Here is a 19,113-nt window from a genome sequence, read left to right as displayed (position 1 = left end):
ACCCTTTGGGACGTTCATCTAAATGAACTATATTTACCATTCAAGGCACACACACCGTGTATAATTTATTGCTAGCTTCTTGCTTACTTCTGAAAATCCTCGCAGATTTTCAGCTTGGTGTGTACTTGCAAAGTTAAATGCTAAACCACGCAACTACTTATAACGAAGACCGTTGACAACAATTTAAACAAAAAATTGGCGTTCTGAATTTAATGTCTAAAAACTAGCGCTAATGAAATTTATTCAATTCCATTTTTTTCTCATCAAAAAGTATTGTCCAAAAGAAAAATTACTACAAATAATAACATTGTTTTATTTGCTCAATCTAAATGCACAAGTTACATTACGAATAGAACCTGGAGTACTTTTAGAAACTGATTCCAATAATTTAGGATTATTGCTAAATATAGAACCCAAAGTTAAAGCTTCAGAAAATACTGTAATTGGATTGAGGTTTGGAATTGCTATAAATCCCCAAAAAATTAGACTTGATGATAGTTTACCTTATTTCATAGATGAAATGGACGACAATGCGGTTATTTCATTTGTTCCAACTTATGATTATTACTTCAATAACAAATATCATCGGCCTTATGTAGGATTCGGACTTGGATACTATTTATTTAATGATATAGATGTATCTAATCGCAATAGTGGCTCTTTAAATGTTTTAGAGGGAAATGTAAAAAACCAATTAGGCTTTCTATTACGAGGTGGTCTAGAAATTGGAAATACAAGATACGGACTGGAGTACAATTTTATGCCTAAAGCTGATATCAAAATACCTGATGGACAAACGATAGGGACAATAAATAATAGTTATCTCGGATTATCAATTGGATTTAAAATAGGTGGAAGAAAAACTCAAGTTAATTCTATTTAATGAATATAAATGAACAAAAGTGAGTTTGGCTTTTTTAGAGTGGAGCCTTTTCTCAAATATAGTTAAAAACTTAAGCATTAACCCTTAATTATGTATTGGTTGTGCTCACTTTTTAGTAATCCATATCAATGATAAATATATTGATTTTTCCATTAATACTTTTAATAAATTTTGTAGGATAAAGATGTTTCTGATTTTTAAATAGAAGTCAAACAATATAATGAATTCTTCCCATTTACTACACCAATACTTTACTACATAAGGGCTTTTTAAGTTTCATTTATCAGTAAAGCGTTCAAGCTCTACTAATGTAGCATTTATTTGTTAGATATATTATAGATATACTTCATATTTGCTTTGAAGGTTTTTTATCTTTCCATGCGACATACCAAGGACTATTTCGTATTTGATCTACCGCGCAAATCCAGGGAATACATTTTTGATCGATTGACTAAATCGATTAAGGTTACTAGCAACGATTATTAAAACCCTCTCTACATTTCGAGCTTCAGATCGGTTAGTAACCCTTACTAAAAGGCTTCTGATTCGTTTTTTCTAGGTCACATATCTAATAACTCTTTACATCCTTTTTTATTATGAACCTTAGAGTAAGATAAAGGTTTTATTGATTGCTTTTAATGCTTGTTCAATCTTGAAAACTATACCATGTATATCCAAACCATACAATAGAGTGCTTCTGAAAATTTGTTCTTAATGAACGAACTTGGCTGACAGATTAAAGTAAGCTAATTAACTCATTAAATTAGTATTTGGAGATAAATTTTTGATAATAATTTTTACAATAAGCTCTTTATTTACTTCGGTTTTCTAGAAAACACAAAAACTAAATATTAAAATAATGTTATTATATCAACAATAAACTGGTAGGTACTAGTATACAAAAGTGCGTAATTTTACTATTTTCACCAAAATAACACATTCACAACTAATTATGAAAATCAAAATTATGAGCACCAAAAATTACTTTTTGACGTTTATCTTACTATTATTTGCCTCCAGTATTTATAGCCAAGAGACAGGTAATGGTTGTGGCACTAAACTCTCCGAAAAAGAAAAAAATGCTTTTAAACAAGCAATGTCAAAATTAAAAACACAAAATCGATTTACTAAAAGTACAAACCAGAATTCATACGTTATTCCTGTAGTGTTTCATATTCTTCACAATGGAGAACCTGAAGTAATTGAGGTTAGTAAAGAAGATATGAAATGCCGCATTGATGATGTGATGTCGGTAGTTAATGGAGATTTTAACGGGACTTTCCCTGGGTATAATACTATAGATCCTAGATTCGAAGGTATTAAAGATAAAATGAATATCGAATTTGTTCTCGCTACAGAAGATCCTGATGGTAATTTATTAGAAGTTCCTGGAATGGATTGGCAAGCAGACGATGATTTGATAGAGTATGGATATGATCAGCGAATCTACGATCATTTGTGGTGGGGCAAAAATAATAAGTACTACCTTGATATATCCATTGTTCATCATCCAAATGAAATAGGCCAATGGAATGGGTCTGGACATGCATTTTTGCCTATACAAAATGTAGTACCTCATATTACATTTAACTGGAGATATATAGGAAGAACTTGTGGATCCTTATCCGCAAACAACCCGGGATTTGAAAAGGTAATGACCCATGAAGTTGGACATTATTTTGGTTTAAGGCATACTTTTCAGGATGAATGTGACACGACTAATGATGGTATGGATGATACACCTCCTACAAAAGGATCAGAAGGATGCCAACGAAACCAACTAAACGAATGTGGTGTATATCCTAACCTAGAAAACCACATGGATTACAATACCAGATGTCAAAACATGTATACCAAAGATCAGGTTTCGGCAATGACTTATTGGTTAGAAGACACTTCTGAGGCATTTTATCCAAGAAGTTTATTATGGAGTCAACAAAATCTTAAGGAAACAGGAGTTATAGCATCTGTTCCCGAAGCTAGGTTAAAAAATGATTTAAGTTCAATTTGTAGTGGAGAATCTGTTACATTTAAAGATGTTTCTACAGGGTTTCCTACCTCGAGAATATGGACTTTTGAAGGAGGTTCCCCCTCTAGTTCTACTGCGGTCAATCCAACTGTTCAATATAATGCTTCGGGGAAATTTAAAGTGACCTTGAAAGTAATTAATGCCCTGGGGCAACATACCTTGGAAAAAGTTGAATATATTTATGTAGATCAAACTACAAACACTGCTTTTACTGAAAATTTTGAGGGAGTTTTTCCTCCAAAAGGCTGGGATATTTTTAATCCTGATAAAGAAATTGCTTGGGCAAAACGCAGTGATGCCGGACATGGAGATAATTCAAGTATGGTAATTAATAATGCTAACAACAATGTAACAGGCGCAAAAGATTATATTAGATTACCTTATTATGATTTTTCTGCAGGCAAAAAGAGTGAGATGTTTTTTGATATTGCTTATACCAAATTTGATAATGATAGTCCCGATGTATTAAAAGTTCAAGTTTCTACTGATTGTGGTACTACCTGGAGTGATGTATATTCCAAAACACATACAGAATTGGAAACAACCGAAGTAATCACAAGTTTATCGAATGATTGGGTTCCTAGTAAAGATGAGCATTGGAGAAAAGAAATAATTGATCTTAGCGCCTATGATGGGGAGTCAAATGTATCCATTCGATTTTTTAACATCTCTGGTTTTGGTACCAGAATTTGGATCGACAATGTAAATATTGCAATAGAAAATAATATTGTTCCTATTTCTGATTTTTATTCAAGTAACAGAACTACAGTTTGTAATAGTATAGATGTTACTTTTCTAGATGTATCTACAGGTAATCCTACGAATTGGGTATGGACTTTTAAAGGTGGAACACCATCAATATCTACAGATAGAAACCCACCAGTAGTTACTTATAATAAGCAAGGCTCTTATGAAGTAACATTAACAACAACTAATGCTAATGGAAGGAATACTATTACCAAAAGTAATTATATTACTATAGTTATTCCTGATGAAACTTCTTTTTCACAAGATTTCGCAGGGGTTTTTCCTCCATCAGGATGGGAAATATTCAATCCAGATAGTGGTCTAAAATGGGAAAAACGATCTGATGCAGGTAATGGGGATAATTCTTGTATGGTCATGAATAATGCTGATAACGCAACAGTAGGAGAAATTGATGAAATTACTTTACAGCCTTTGAATTTGTCTATGGGAGAAACCGATTTTTCTTTTGATGTAGCGTATACAAAGTTTGATAATAACAGTCCAGATGCTTTAAAAGTATTAATTTCTAAAGATTGTGGAGAAAATTGGATTGAGATCTATTCTAAAACGCATACAGAATTAGAAACGTTTGGACCAGCAACCAGCCCTAACGATTGGATTCCTACCGAAGATTCGCACTGGCGTACAGAAAGGATTTTATTATCCGAATTTAAAGGTGAATCTAATATCTTGGTTAAATTTAAAAATGTTTCTGGTTTTGGAACCAGAATATGGATTGATAATATAAAATTCAATTTTAATAGCCAAGAACCTCCTTTTTCTAATTTTTCTATGAATGATAATGTGTGTAGTGATATTCCTGTTAGTTTTACAGATCTCTCTACAGGTAATCCAACTTCTTGGTTATGGATATTTAATGGGGGGAATCCTTCTACCTCTACAGATCAGAATCCAATTGTTACTTATAACACTCCTGGTACATATAATGTTCAACTTACAGCAACTAATACCTTTGGAACTGGAACAACAATAGTAAAAAATGATTTTATTACAATTAGTAATACAGAAAATCTTCCTTTTACAGAGGATTTTGCAGGAGTTTTCCCTATAGAAGGGTGGCAAATTATTAATCCAGATGAAGATGAAATTCAATGGGAAAAACGATCTGATGCAGGTAATGGAGATAGCTCATGTTTGGTAATCAACAATGCGGATAATCCTGAGGATATGATTGATGAACTTATTCTTCCATCATTAGATTTTAATTCTAAAGAGCCAGAATTTCTTAAATTCGACATAGCGTATACAAAATATGATAATGCCGAAGTAGATGGAGTGGAAGAAAGTGCCGATCGATTAGAAATATTGATTTCTACAGATTGTGGTGCTACCTGGACAAATGTTTACAACAAGACACATACCGATTTAGCAACTGTTCTAGTACTAGATGATCCTAACACTATAGGTGTTAATGAAACTAACGATTGGATCCCTACCCAAAGATCACATTGGAGAGAAGAAACAATTAGATTACAGAGTTATGCTAATCAGCCAAATGTGCTGATCAAACTAAAGAATACTTCTGGATTTGGTACCAGAATATGGATAGATAACTTAAATATTACAGCAATCTCCTCATCAAGACCTCATTATTGCGAAGCAAATGGTCAAAACGGTACTGAAGCTATAAAAAATGTTAGTTTTGGAAGCATTGATAATTCATCACAAAGGAGTTCTTCTGGGTATGGAAATTATATAGCCCAAATTGCCAATATTAGCAAAGGGAATAGCTATGACCTTACTGTAGATATTATAGGATATAAAGATGGAAGTAAGGATGAAATATATGCTTGGTTTGATTGGAATAGAGATGGGGATTTTGAAGATTCTGATGAATATATGCTACTTAACAAAATTTCAGGAACCACAGGTAAAGCAACTATTGTTGTTCCGCAAGATGCTGAACCTGGTGAGACTGGAATGCGTATAAGAGTAGCTTATTATGCAAGTTCAAATGTACCATGTGGCTCTGTAAAATATGGTGAAGTTGAGGACTATACACTTAATGTTTCTCATCCAACAAAAATAAATCCTAATGAAAATAGTAATATTTCAGTATATCCAAATCCAAATTCAGGGGATGGATTTGATATAAACTTTAATTCTTCAGAAACCGGACTTGCCAAAATACAACTATATAATGCTATAGGAGTAAAAGTATATGAGTTAAATGAGATGAAAGGTTCTGAACCTATTAAAAAAATAAAAATGAATCAGAGATTAACCTCTGGATTCTATATCTTAAAAGTTCAAATAAAGTCTATTACTAAAACCATAAGGGTTGTAATAGAATAAAAACTTATAAAGTTTATTACCAGAAAACGTTTATGGATATTTATTCATAAACGTTTTTTTATTATCATGAAGTATTTAAAAATAAACTAGTAATGAAAATGTTTGTTTTTGATATTTTCATTAATTATGTAGTTAAGAAATAGAATTACATTTTATCACTAAAGAAGAAATAGGAAATGTAGTTTATAAATAATTTTGCGTAAGACAAATACTTCATTTACAACTAAATGAATAAAGTTTTAACTGAAGTATTTTTTTTAAAGAAACAAGTAAAATGAAAAATTTATCAAGAATAGCCTTAATCTGGTTGAGTATCGTTATCGTTTTTAGTTGCTCTGGCGATGATGATAGAGTTGTTGTAATCCCCTCAAGTTTTGTTACCAATAATAGTACCGACTTTTTCATCAATAAAGATGGAACGGTGGATTTAACAATAAATGGTGCATTTAGTACAGGAAACGATTTAAGTGGTGATGTAGTAAGTAGAGGGTTTGTATATGGAACTACTTTTAGTACAATTCCAAATGCTAATAATACAATTACAGCAACAGGTCCCCAAAATGAAATTATTGGACAACTCAAAAATTTACCAAGTGGTAACACCTATTATATAAGAGGCTTTTTTGAATTGAATGATGGCACTTATTTTTATGGAAATGAAATACAAGCAAGTACTAGCGCAAATGCAAGTAATACAAGATCTATTAAGATCGAAATGGAATCAACCCCCTTCTTTGTATCATCGACGGAAATTACTCCTCAAATAAACATCACCGAAGTAAAAAAAGAGATGCCAATTGAAGTAGGATTTGAATATAGTACAAATAATGATTTTTCTAATAGCACTATTAGAAAAGCTGATAACTATACAGGAGAACATATACAAGGCAATCTTCTTATTAAAAGCTACCAAGAAGTTATATCGGGATTAAACCCTTCTACAGTTTACTATTTTAGGCCATATAGTAAATATAAGGATGGGACGATTACAAATGGAGGAACAAGTACTGTTTCACATACAACTAATAATTAAATCCTTATAAAATCTGTATCGATTTTTTAGGACTAGACACTGTATTGGTATAATAAAGCTTTAAAACTTTTAACCAAATTTAAAACTCGCAAAATCAAATTTTTAATGTTTTTCAAAAAAATGATACGGACTTATAATACATAAAATAAAGTTCTTTGAATGGATATTCTTAAAACGATAAAAACCCCGATTTTTGAGTATTTAAGCTCAAAAACCAGGGTTTTACATTAAAATAAATAACCTATTAAAAAAAAATAAACTTAACTTTTATTGAATAAAATATTAGTAAAGGTTAAAATCAGGAGCAAACTCAAACATTCTAAAAACATTTAAAAATTTATCAATTATTAGAGAGAAACTCCTTATGGAGGTATTCATTAAATCTTATTAACCTTTTTTCAGAATCTACATTATTCAATAATAATTTTTGTGGTATATAACTTATTACTAGATCTAACTTTTATGAAATATATACCTGCATTAAATTGCTGGTTTATATTAATTTTCTTGAGTAATCCTGATTTTTTCATTTCATTTTTCTCTAGTACTTTTACTCCATTCATATTATAAATAGATATATTGACTAGATCATTTTCGAAAGTTTCAAAATAAAGATTCAGTTCTCCTCCTTTAAATGGATTTGGAACTACATTTAAAACAGAAGATTTTGCTATATCATTAGTAGTTGTTCTTGCTATATTTTCATTAGCTACTTTAATTGTATAATCCTCTACTTCACCATAATCTGATGTTCCACAAGGAATACCTGCATTATCATAATAAGCTACTCTTATACGCATTCTTGTATCCCCAATCTCTGCAGAATTTGGTACTGTAATAGATGTTTTTGCTGTTAAACCATTTATCTTATCTAATTTAGTAAACTCATCTGTTTCAAAATTTCCATTTTTATCCCAATCAAACCATGCGTATACCTCGTCATTTTCTCCACCTTTATATCCTTCAATACTAACTAAAAGATCATAAACATCTCCTTTATTTACAGTTGCTGATTGGTTGGTATAATCTTCATAACCAGAAGTCCCTCTACCAGATGATTTATTTATCCCAGAAAAAACTACATTAACAATAGCCTCTGTACCTTTTTCTCCTTTTGCAAGACAATATGTAAGACCAGATGAGGATACTGTGATATTAACTATAGATGAAACAGTAATCTCCCCATTATTATCTGTAGCTTTAGCTATTAATTCGTGTACCCCAATAACAGCGTTATTCCATTCAAAATTATATGGCTCTGAAGTATCTTCTCCAAGTTTTATGTTTCCGTCAAAAAACTCTACCAAAGTAATATTCCCATCCCTATCGGATGCAGATGCTGAAATAGTAATTGTATCTTCTTTATCAATAATTGCTCCATTAGAAGGAGAAGTTATTGCAATAACAGGTGGTTCATTGGTCTGTACCTCTTGTATAGTAATTGTATAATCTTCTACCTCGCCATTTTGTACTTCACCACAAGGCACATCCGGATCTGATATATATGCAACTCTAATACGCATTCTTGTGCTTCCAGATTTAGCATTTTGGGGAACTGTAATAGTAGCTCTACCTTGTTCTCCAGCCGTCTTTTCTAGTTTTACGTATTCTTCTGGTTCAAAAAAGTTATTATTTTGGTTCCAATCTATCCATGCATAGATTTCATCTCTATCACCTCCTTGATATCCTTCGATATCAACAGTTAATGTATAATTTTTACCTTTAGCTACATTCCCTATTTCACTAGTATGATCTTCATAACCTGCACTACTTCTTCCTGAAGTTTTATTAATTCCTGCAAATCTAACACGAGTAACAGCCTCAGGGCCTTGTCCTCCGTTTGCTTCGCAATATTCATCAGATTCACTTGTTATGGTTCCTGCATATATTCCTGTTTCAGGAGTTCCGCTTACTCCGAATTCTTTAAATTCAAACAATTTTCCATCGTTACTAACCCTCAGCTTTATCCATCCGTAGTGAAATCCCCCTGATCTTCTAAATCGAATTCCTATATATTTAGTTTTTCCTCTCCATTCTTGATACAATTTAGAATCAATCATATGTTGTCCTTCTTCTTCAAAAAACTCTCTCCCGTTTTTCCAAGAACTGTTTGGTCCAATTAAAGTTCCATAATCCAACGGTGTCAATTCATAATTTTCATTTGCAATTGCATCTTTTCTGTAAGTTAATAACTTAACTCCTTGATATTTATCCGTACCTCTATCATACCATTGAAGATGGTAGTTAACACCAATACGATTAACATTTTGTATCGAATTTAATATTCTAAATTCTGCAACCTCATCTGATCCATCTGGTATTTTAAGAGATTTTCCTTCTAACACTTCTTTATAAGATTCTCCTATATACTCTGCCTGAGGAAGAAATTTTGTAAAATGAATTTGAGAAGCGTCACGGCTTTGGAAAGCTGCATCTAAAAATTCTATTTCCATTTGCCATCCTGTATAAGTCCCCCATCCTTTATTATCTATTTGATCTCTGGTTTGTCCATCAAAAACACCATTCATCGATATTTTTGCCGTTGTAGAATTTGTAATTTCTATTTCTACGTTTGCAAAATCCTCGGTATTTTTAACAGTATAATGTACTCCTTTTTGCAATTTTCCTTGAACTGCAAAAGATGCATTATGAAGACTAGCTGTAATGTCATTACCCATTGTTGAATTATTCGAAACAGATTCTATAAAACGATCTGTTGAATATTCTAGATAAGGCGCTTCTATTTTTGCTAGTATTGAAGTATTACTTTTTGGATTAACTCCTAAATTTGTAATCATTGCTACACTACCATTAGCATTTACTTTTACTTTTGCCCATCCGTACAAATATCCTCCTGTTATTGTATGGTAACGAATACCCATATATCCAGACTTCCCATGCCAATTGGTATAAGTAGAACTACTTAATACCGGATTACTAGTTTTAGTAGTTTGCGCTTTGGTTACCCAATTACCTGATCCATTTTGTATTCTCTCACCTTCTACTAATCGCTTAACATTCATCGTATTTGGATTACAAAGCACCTCATAATCAAAAGTTGAATTATCAATAATTATAACATTACCGTTATAATTTTTCATTTTTACTCTAACCGCTTCTTTAGCTATCGGTGAAATAAAACTTGATTCATAAAGGTTATTTGTATCTTCAAAAGAATACCCCATTACCAAATATGGAGAAAGAGTTTCATAATACGTACTAAAAGAATCAAAAAATTTGATATGATAAGTACCTGTCTTAGAATGAAGAGAAGATACTCCTCCTACTAAAGCCTTATCTAATAATGTTATTCTAAAGCTAGTTGAATTTGCTGCCCTATTTGATACCGCGTTTCCTTCTAAAGAAATCTCTGCTGTATTATTATCTAAAACGGTTAACTTAACATTTAATCCATCAGGAACACCTGTTGTAGTATAATGCACTCCTTTTTGTAACGTTCCTGTAGTAGAGAATCTAGCTCCATCAACTGCTTTTATTTTTTTCTTATTTAGTATACTTCCATCATTATCTACGGATTCAATTAGATTTTTAAGTTTATATAAATCACTATCTAATCTATCCTGGTACGTAAATAATATTCTCTTTCCTAAGTCATTTTTTATACCAGTAGCAACTAAATTATCATCTGTCCATAATGTTTTTCGGGCGTCATGTCCCATATAAGATTCCATTCTTGTTACTTGCCCTTTGGTAAACATAGATTCGCATGGATTATAATCCATATGATTTTGACTATTAATTAATTGGTTAAAACAATTTCTAACTCCTGAAATACAATCATCTCCCTCTTGATTTGATGCCAAACCGGCCTTTGTTGGTGGTGTATCTGCTACACCATCTCCTTTATCTGCTCCTGCAACGCATCCCCCATTAAAAGTATGCTCTAAACCAAAAAAATGACCAAACTCGTGAGTTAATGAAGATGCAGGTGGTAAATATTTAATATATTTTCCATTGTATACTACTCTTGCAACTCCTCTATTGGATTGCCCAGTATCCGGAAACCATGCTACTCCTGATTTGAATCTACTAGATTCTTTAATGACAATTTGAATATGGACATTCATATATTTGTAATTGTCCCAAGCATATTCACCTATCTCTGTATCTTTAACTCCACCAAGACCAAAACCACTTTTTGATTCGTGATGAATAATTCCTGTAGTTGTGTTTCCGTCTGGATCAATTTGAGCTAATTTAAACTCCACATCCATCTTACCTTCTAAGGCTTTAAAATTAGGATCTAATTCTTCTCCTATATTACCTCCTTTAAAATTATCATTGATATCTTGTAATGCTTCCCTAACTCTTTCATCAGTAACTGTGAAATCTGAATCGGGATTACTTCCTGCCCAATCTGTTCCATAAATATGAAAAACAACTGGGATAATAAATTTCTTTCCTGAGCTCTTTAATCCCAAGTTTTTAAGTTGAGATTCTTTTTGAACTCTCTTTTCAAATTGCTGTGATTCTAATAAGGCATTGGGGTTTTCTTTATAATATTGTTCTTGATTAGATTTAAAAGAGCAGCTTTCCTGTTTTTCTTGCCCTACTATTGTTGATACTGTGAGTATCAATAGTAGATAAATTGACTTTAATAGTTTCATAATTTATAAGTTGAGATTTGTTTGTGTAAAATCACCAAGTATACTACGTAGAGTAGTTAAATTACTCTAACTATCTAAAAAATATATTTAATGATAAATCATTCTATAGAAATATCAGGGAGATAGAAATCTCCCTGATATTTAGCTTGTTTTTCTGTAGTTATAAAGAAAAACGTTACTATTTAACTACAAGTTTTGATGTAAATATTTGATTTTTATAGACTACCTTTAAGAAATATACTCCTGCATCTAATTTCTGGTCTATATTTATATGTACAAATTTTCCTGCTTCTTTTATTTTATTTTCCTCTAATATTCTAACCCCTTTGGTGTTATATAATAAAATACTAGTCATACCCATTTCTTTAGTTTCAAAACTAATAGTAAGTTCTCCTTGAGTAAATGGATTTGGCCCTACAGATAATTTACTATTTTTTATGACACCCGACATTAACGGGGTTATATCTGTTCTTGAACTGGCCGCATCTTTAGAAATTATTAGAGCATAATCTTCTACCTCACCATATTTTGATTCTCCACAAGGAACACCTGCCTGATCATAATAGGCTACTCTTAATCTCATTCCAATTGTACCAAATTCTGCTGTTTCAGGAATTGTAACTGTAGCTTCTCCTGTTGCTCCGTTAGTCTTGGTTAACGTTGTTAACTCGCTATCTTCGTAGCTTCCATTCTTATTCCAATCAAACCAAGCATAAACTTCATCTTTATCTCCACCTTTATATCCTTCTATAGTAACTAATAGATCATAACTTGATCCTTTTACCACAGTTCCAGAAACGGACGTAAAATCCTCATATCCAGATTCATTTCTGCTCGATGTATTATCTATTCCTGCAAAGTTTACTGCAATAATTGCTTCAGGACCTTTTGCTCCATTAGCTATACAATATTTAGGTATATCAGATTCTATCACTGTTCCTGAAACTACTAATGATGTAGCGATTGCACCCAGGTTATCTGTTACTTTTGCTGTTAGGTTGTATGTTCCAATTTTTTCAAGTTTCCAATCAAAACTATAAGGAGCTGTACTATCTTCTCCCAGTTTTTGTAAACCGTTAAAAAACTCTACTTTGGTAATTGAACCATCTGTATCTTCGGCATTAGCTGTTATTGTAACAGTTCTTCCTAAACCTAGCTCTGCTCCTTCTGACGGAGACGTTATAGCTACTGTAGGCTCATTGTTACCTCCTGTTATATCTATAGTATAATCTTCTACTTCTCCATAAGTAACAGCTCCACAAGGAACATTTGAATCATCTTTATAAGCCACACGCACTCTCATTCTGGTCTCTCCTTTTACAGCAGATCCCGGAACTGTTATACTTATTTTACCTTCTTTATCAGCCGTTTTAGTTACAAAGTAATATTCTCCTTCATCATCAAAATCTTTATCTCCGTTCCAATCTATCCAGGCATACACTTCGTCTGGTTCCCCACCTCGATATCCATCGATACTTACTACTAATTCATATACTTCTCCTGGAGTTACTATTCCTTTTTCTGACAGAAAATTTGAATACCCACTTTCTGCTCTATCCGAAGATTTATTGATTCCTGCAAAACTTACACTAGTAATAACTTCTTCGCCGTTACTACCTTTTGCCTCACAATATACTTTTGGTGGTGGTGGTCCCGCATTACCAACAGCAATTGGTGTTTTTGGCATTGTTTGGCTGGCATAATCAATTATTTGGACAGACTCTCCATCTACACCTACTTTTATCTTTACCCATGCATAATATCTAAATCTACCTGTTACATATTCGAATCCTACAAATCCAGTTTTTCCGGCTAATTTTGTATAGTTTTTATCATAAATAACAATATGCTCTCCCAGATCTGTTGGAAACTCTAGTCCAGCATTTTCATCTATCATTGTCCCTTCTTCTAAGAATTTTATATTATTACTACCTGGAGTATCTGGTATGAATTTAACATCATATTTAACTGCTGTTCCTCCTTGACTTGAATGTGCTGTAATTCTTCGTTGGGGTGGAGATTGTGTATAATCTATATGGTATTTAAACTTAATTTGTCCACTTGCAATTTGATGATGTGTTTTATCTTTATTTAATATCACATTATCAACTCCATGAAAGTATCCTTCTTTTTTGGCATAAAACCCAAATTTTTGATCTGATATAAGATCATCCTTGGTAACCTCATTTGTGTATGCAGAATTTTTAAGAGTTATGGTTGCTTCTATTTGGTTTTCAAAATCTGGATCCTGATAAGAACCTGATAAGTTAAACTTTAACCGTTTTCCTTGATCTAAAGTTTCTACAGAAGATACATTCAAACCTGATGGCAAATTAGTGATGGTATAATCAGAATTAGATACTACATTCTTAAAACTATTATTTTCAGATCTTAATATTAATTCTAAGGATTTTCTGTGAATAGTACCATCGTTACTAGCAGATTCTCTTACTAAAGAGTAATCTTTTACTAAATAGTTGTCTCCACTATAAGATGTATTACCGCATATCATAGCAATACTTGGAGAATATCCATAAGCATGATCGATTAACTTAAAAGTCAATTTCCCGTATTCGGTTTTAAATAAAGTATAGCTTATCCATTGATAAAAAGTTCTACCTCCATAACTAAGGTATGCGCCCAAGTATAAATTTTTATTTAAATAACCATCAATATCTGCTTGGTTTTGAGATACTATATATTTCCAATTTTTAAGGTATTTTTCTTCTTCTGTACTAGAGTTTTTTATACTCCAATTTGAGTTTTCACCAACGATAGCTCCTTTATTTAATACGGATACTTTATCGATATTATTATCATTGCCATTATTATCAATAACTAAACCAGCTGATCCTGTTTTACCATTAACTCTTACAAATAAAGAGTCTCTTCTAAACTTAAATTCGAGCATTGCATTACCATATCCAAAATTAACTCGTCTTCTTTCATAAAATCCATACTCTAACCCATCAGAATTATTATATAAAGGATTTACATCATCAATTAATTTTGTGTAAGGACCATAAGTTGCATCATCTCTGAATTTAATTGTAAATTTAATACCAGAGGCATTTTCAATACTCGTAGCGGTTATATTTTCAAACGTACTATCTTTAAAGGATAATCCAAGGTCATCAAGACTATCATTACTATTATGATTTACTGCATTTCCAAGAAGTTTAAATTCTGCAGTTTTATTATCTATAATACGTATCTCAGGATTTAATCCTGTTGGCACATTATTTATTGTAAAATCTGTATCTTTAGATAGTATTTTACCTATTAGATTATTTGAAAAACTAGCGTCTTCAAGATAAATATTAACTTTATTTTCAAGTGCTCCTGTTAGATCTCTTACCTCTCTAAACATATTTTTACCACTCCCTAGTTCACTAGAAACGATTAAACGTGGTGGTTTTCCATTTGTATACAATACTGCATCTAAATTTTGCTGAGATACTACATTATTTCTTCCTGCGACATTACTATTTAAAGATCCTACCATAACCTCTTTTTGTCCATGAGTAAACATACTTTGACAAGCAGTATAATTCATAAACTCATGTACATTCGTCATTTCTCCACAAGAAGAAAAAGTATTAGAACAGTCTTCTCTTCCTCCTGCGGCATATTGAACCCCTACTGTGTTTGGTGTATCTGCAATACCATCATCTGTATTACAATTAGATGGGTTTCCGTTATCTCCTGAGCCCCATGAATGATTTAACCCTAACCAATGACCAAATTCATGTGTGAAAATATGTCTAAATTGCTTATAATCGAGACTTTCTCCATTAACTTTATCTCCTGCAACCCAATATGCCATGGTTATACCAGTATAAATACCACCAGTATCTAGTCCATTATCATTAGCTGGAAGGAAAGCATACGCTGAACCACCACTTGGAGAATCTCCATCAGTAAAAGACCAAGAACTTTGCGCATTTACTACCCATACATTAAGATATTTATTGGTAGGCCATTTAGTATCTGCTTTTATATTTGCAGAATTATTTTGATTTGTACCATATGTCTTAAAATGTACCCCATAAGTAACTCCAGTTGTAGGCTTACCTTCAGGATTTTTTTGAGTCAGAACTAAACGAATTCCAACATGAGATTCATCATTCTTAAAATTATTGTGAATTGAATTTCTAAATTCACCTAAACTATTTAAATCTTCATTTGCTCTTTTTAATAGTCTTTTGGCATCTGCTACAGATAAAATACTTTCTTCATCCCCATCATGAACAACATGAAATACTACAGGAATAGTATATTGAGGATTTATTGTATAATTTGGATCTTGATCCGGATCTATTGGAATTACCAAATTATTAATACTTGCAACAGCATTTTTTGATGCTATTCTTGATTTTGCAATAAATTCATTAATGTTTCTATCAAATTTTTCTTGTTTACTTTTTAATTCTAATCTTTCAGCTCTATCCATAGACTGATACTGTTCTAAAGCTTTAAGTGTAGATGAGCAAGGTTCTTGTCTTAGGTTTTCTATTTGTTTATTGCTCAATTCGTCAAATTCTTTTATCTGAGCAAAGGTTATGTTTCCTAAAAAACATAGTAAAAAACATAAGTAATACGTCATTTTCCTTTTTTCCTTTAAGAAAAAAGAGGCTAATAATACTCTTATTGAAAAGAGGATACTATCATTCAATTTTTTGGAGTTGTTGAGTTTGTGTATTTTCATTTTTTTAAAAGTTAAGCATTGTAAAATTATTTTAGTTAATGTAATTCGATATCATACCTTTTGTTGTTACTGTTCTAAAGCCTAAATGTTCTGTAGAAGAATTCACTCCAGAGCTCATACGTGCAGATATTCTATAACTTGCACAATATGTTGCACTACATAAAAAAGATCCTCCTTTAATAACTTTTTGTTGTTCTTTTTGATTTGGAAGTTGCTCCATTACTGCTTTAGGGTTTGTAATTAAATCAACAGACAAGGATAGTTTTTTATAATACTCTGTATCATAATCATCTAATGTCCATTCCCATACATTCCCTGCCATATCATATAATCCAAAAGGATTAGGGGGGTATTGTTTTACTGGTGCCAAACCCTCATATCCATCTAAAGTATCATTACTTACAGGGAATTCTCCTCCCCATGTATTAGCGTTTTGAGGTAGTTTTTTTTCATTTTTTCCCCAAAAGAAAATTGCATTTTTTTGATTTCCTCGAGCTGCATATTCCCATTCAGCCTCTGTAGGTAGTCTTTTACCAGCCCATTTACAATAAGCCAAAGCATCCTCTAAAGCAATATGAACTACAGGATAGTTTTCTTTTCCTTTAATAGAACTTTGCGGGCCTTTAGGGTTTCTCCAATTTGCTCCTGCAGTCCATTTCCACCACTTTGAAAAATCGTTCAAGTTTGAAACAGAAGTTTCTGCCTTTTTAAATACTAAAGATCCAGCTCTTAGCAAAGAGTCATGAGGCTTAGGAATACCTTTTGGAAGTTCTTTTTTCATGATTTCCCAATCAATTGGTCTTTCTGCTACAGTAACATAACCTGTTTCTTCTATAAATCTAGAAAACTGTGCATTGGTTACTTCTGTAATATCTATATAAAAGCCATCCACATATACTTCATGACTTGGTTTCTCGTGAGATAATGCATAAGAATCTCCTATAACAGCTCCTTGAGCAAATTTTCCTTCTGAAATCCAGATCATTCCAGAAATTAATTTTTCTAAATTTTTATCTCCTCCTCCTTCTTTTTTACATCCAAAAAACATAGAAAAGCAAATACTTATTAATAAAATCCCACCGGTTTTTTTTATCTTATTCATCTACGTTTAAATCTCTATTTTATTTATATAACATCAAGTATTATTTACATAAAAAAATACACAAACAACTAAAAAACAATTAATTGAACGATAAAACATGTTTTAAATTTAAGAATACCTTTCCTTAGGCTTATTTTTTCAAAACCTCTACTTTTTACTTAAAATTTGTTCTTGATTATTGTTTTTTTAATACATTATATTCAGGGTTTATACATTTTTCTCCCCATCTTTCATACATAAACTTTAACCCTTCAATCCCTTCAGGATATTGTCCTTGATCATTAGTTTTTATAATCCAGTTTTTTAATATTTCTCTATTATTTACTAATTCCTTTGTATATAAAGAATCTTTTGCCAAGTTATTAATTTCATCTGGATCCTTTATCAGGTCATATAGTTCTTCTTCTGGGCGTTCATTTTTCCAGAATCTAGCTTGAATTTCATTAAGTTCACCATTAGCATAGGCTTGTCTCATTATTTGAGTTAGTTCCCATTCATCCCTGTAATTAGGTTGCATATATGGGCGATCTGTTTTAAAATTTTTAATATATTTAAATTTATTTGTTCGTACGGATCTAATTCGATCGATAGTAAAATCGCATCTATCTCTGGCAGAAATCACGTATTTTCTCGGTTGGTAATTTTCAGCAAGAAAATCTTGTCCTTCTGTATAATCAGGAATTGGTATGTTTCCCAGACCCAAAGATGTTGTTCCTATATCTAACCCACTAATTAGATTTGAATCTACAATGCCTTTTTGTCCTTTAATATTTGCGGCGTTTCCATTCTTGTCAAAATAAGTCATTATAAAAGGTACTTTAATTCCTCCTTCATACAAAAATTGTTTATGTCTCCATAAACGCATACCATGATCAGAAAAGAAAAACACATAGGTATTTTTAAGTGCTCCAACAGATTTGAGTTGAGCCATAGTTTCTCCCAAAACTTTATCGGTTAACTCAATTGATTCTAAATAAGAAGCCCATTCTTCTTGCATATACTCTGTTTGTGGATAATATACCGGCAACTTTAATGAATCTGGAGAAATTTGCCGAACTACTATTTCTTGAAAATTTTTCCTATAAATATATTTATTCCCATGAAGCTGTATTTGTCCAAAATAAGGTTGATCTTTTTTTCTTAAATTCCAGTCGATTTTTTCCCCTAACAAGCCATACATTCCATTTTGGCGATATTCTCCAGAGTAAAGGCTATCTCTTACATAATCAAAGTTATAATCATCTTTACCTTGATTAAATGTAAAATATCCTTCTTTTTTAAATAATTCTGGAAGTGTTTTTACATTTTTTGGCAACTTGATAGCTGATTCTTTTGATCTAGAGCTATGGTGATTATGAGTATTTAATGTTGTCTGCATCGCCCCAGTTATAATTGCAGAACGAAGAGGCGAACATACTGGTGCTGGCATAATCGTGTTTGTAAAACGTATTCCGTTTTTTGCCAATTCATCAATATTTGGGGTTTTAACATCTGTATCACCATAACAACCTAAGTTTGGAGATATATCCTCTACATAAAACCATAAAATATTGGGGCGTTCTTCTGAAGCGTTTTTTACTACTACTTGCTTTTCTTTTTCTTTACAAGAAAAAGAAAAGCTTATTAATATTAATACTGCTATTGTCTTACCTAGCATTGTTTTTATT

The 19,113-nt window shown here is 31.9% G+C and carries 7 protein-coding genes; 3 read left to right on the top strand and 4 right to left on the bottom strand.

Going from position 1 to position 19,113, the window contains the following annotated elements; translation table 11 throughout:
- Window positions 1-232 precede the first annotated feature (232 nt).
- From ACZIYX_RS16265 to ACZIYX_RS16255, 3 genes are all read left to right on the top strand, one after another.
- The gene (locus ACZIYX_RS16265; protein ID WP_462683310.1) at window positions 233-883 is read left to right on the top strand and encodes a hypothetical protein; all 651 of its coding nucleotides are present in this window, start codon (window positions 233-235) and stop codon (window positions 881-883) included.
- Between the two features lie 952 nt (window positions 884-1,835).
- Window positions 1,836-5,975, top strand: a complete 4,140-nt coding sequence (locus ACZIYX_RS16260; protein ID WP_462683309.1) for a PKD domain-containing protein — start codon at window positions 1,836-1,838, stop codon at window positions 5,973-5,975.
- A gap of 274 nt (window positions 5,976-6,249) precedes the next feature.
- A complete protein-coding gene (locus tag ACZIYX_RS16255) occupies window positions 6,250-7,008 on the top strand; it encodes a hypothetical protein (protein ID WP_462683308.1) in 759 nt (252 codons plus the stop codon).
- 410 nt (window positions 7,009-7,418) lie between these two features.
- Here the strand turns inward: ACZIYX_RS16255 and ACZIYX_RS16250 are convergent, their stop codons facing one another.
- The 4 genes from ACZIYX_RS16250 to ACZIYX_RS16235 all read right to left on the bottom strand — a co-directional run bounded on the left by ACZIYX_RS16250 (window position 7,419) and on the right by ACZIYX_RS16235 (window position 19,103).
- Complete coding sequence (locus tag ACZIYX_RS16250) at window positions 7,419-11,636, bottom strand: M43 family zinc metalloprotease (protein ID WP_462683307.1); 4,218 nt, start codon at window positions 11,634-11,636, stop codon at window positions 7,419-7,421.
- 178 nt (window positions 11,637-11,814) lie between these two features.
- A complete protein-coding gene (locus ACZIYX_RS16245; protein ID WP_462683306.1) occupies window positions 11,815-16,344 on the bottom strand; it encodes a GEVED domain-containing protein in 4,530 nt (1,509 codons plus the stop codon).
- Window positions 16,345-16,375: 31 nt separating this feature from the next.
- Window positions 16,376-17,446, bottom strand: a complete 1,071-nt coding sequence (locus ACZIYX_RS16240; protein ID WP_462683305.1) for a formylglycine-generating enzyme family protein — start codon at window positions 17,444-17,446, stop codon at window positions 16,376-16,378.
- Window positions 17,447-17,621: 175 nt separating this feature from the next.
- Entirely contained in the window at window positions 17,622-19,103 is a 1,482-nt protein-coding gene (locus tag ACZIYX_RS16235; protein WP_462683304.1) for a sulfatase family protein, read from the bottom strand.
- Window positions 19,104-19,113: the final 10 nt, after the last annotated feature.

Source organism: Aquimarina sp. (genome assembly GCF_977115655.1).
Note: the sequence above shows the minus strand (reverse complement) of the source record. Positions and strands in the feature narration are given on the sequence as shown.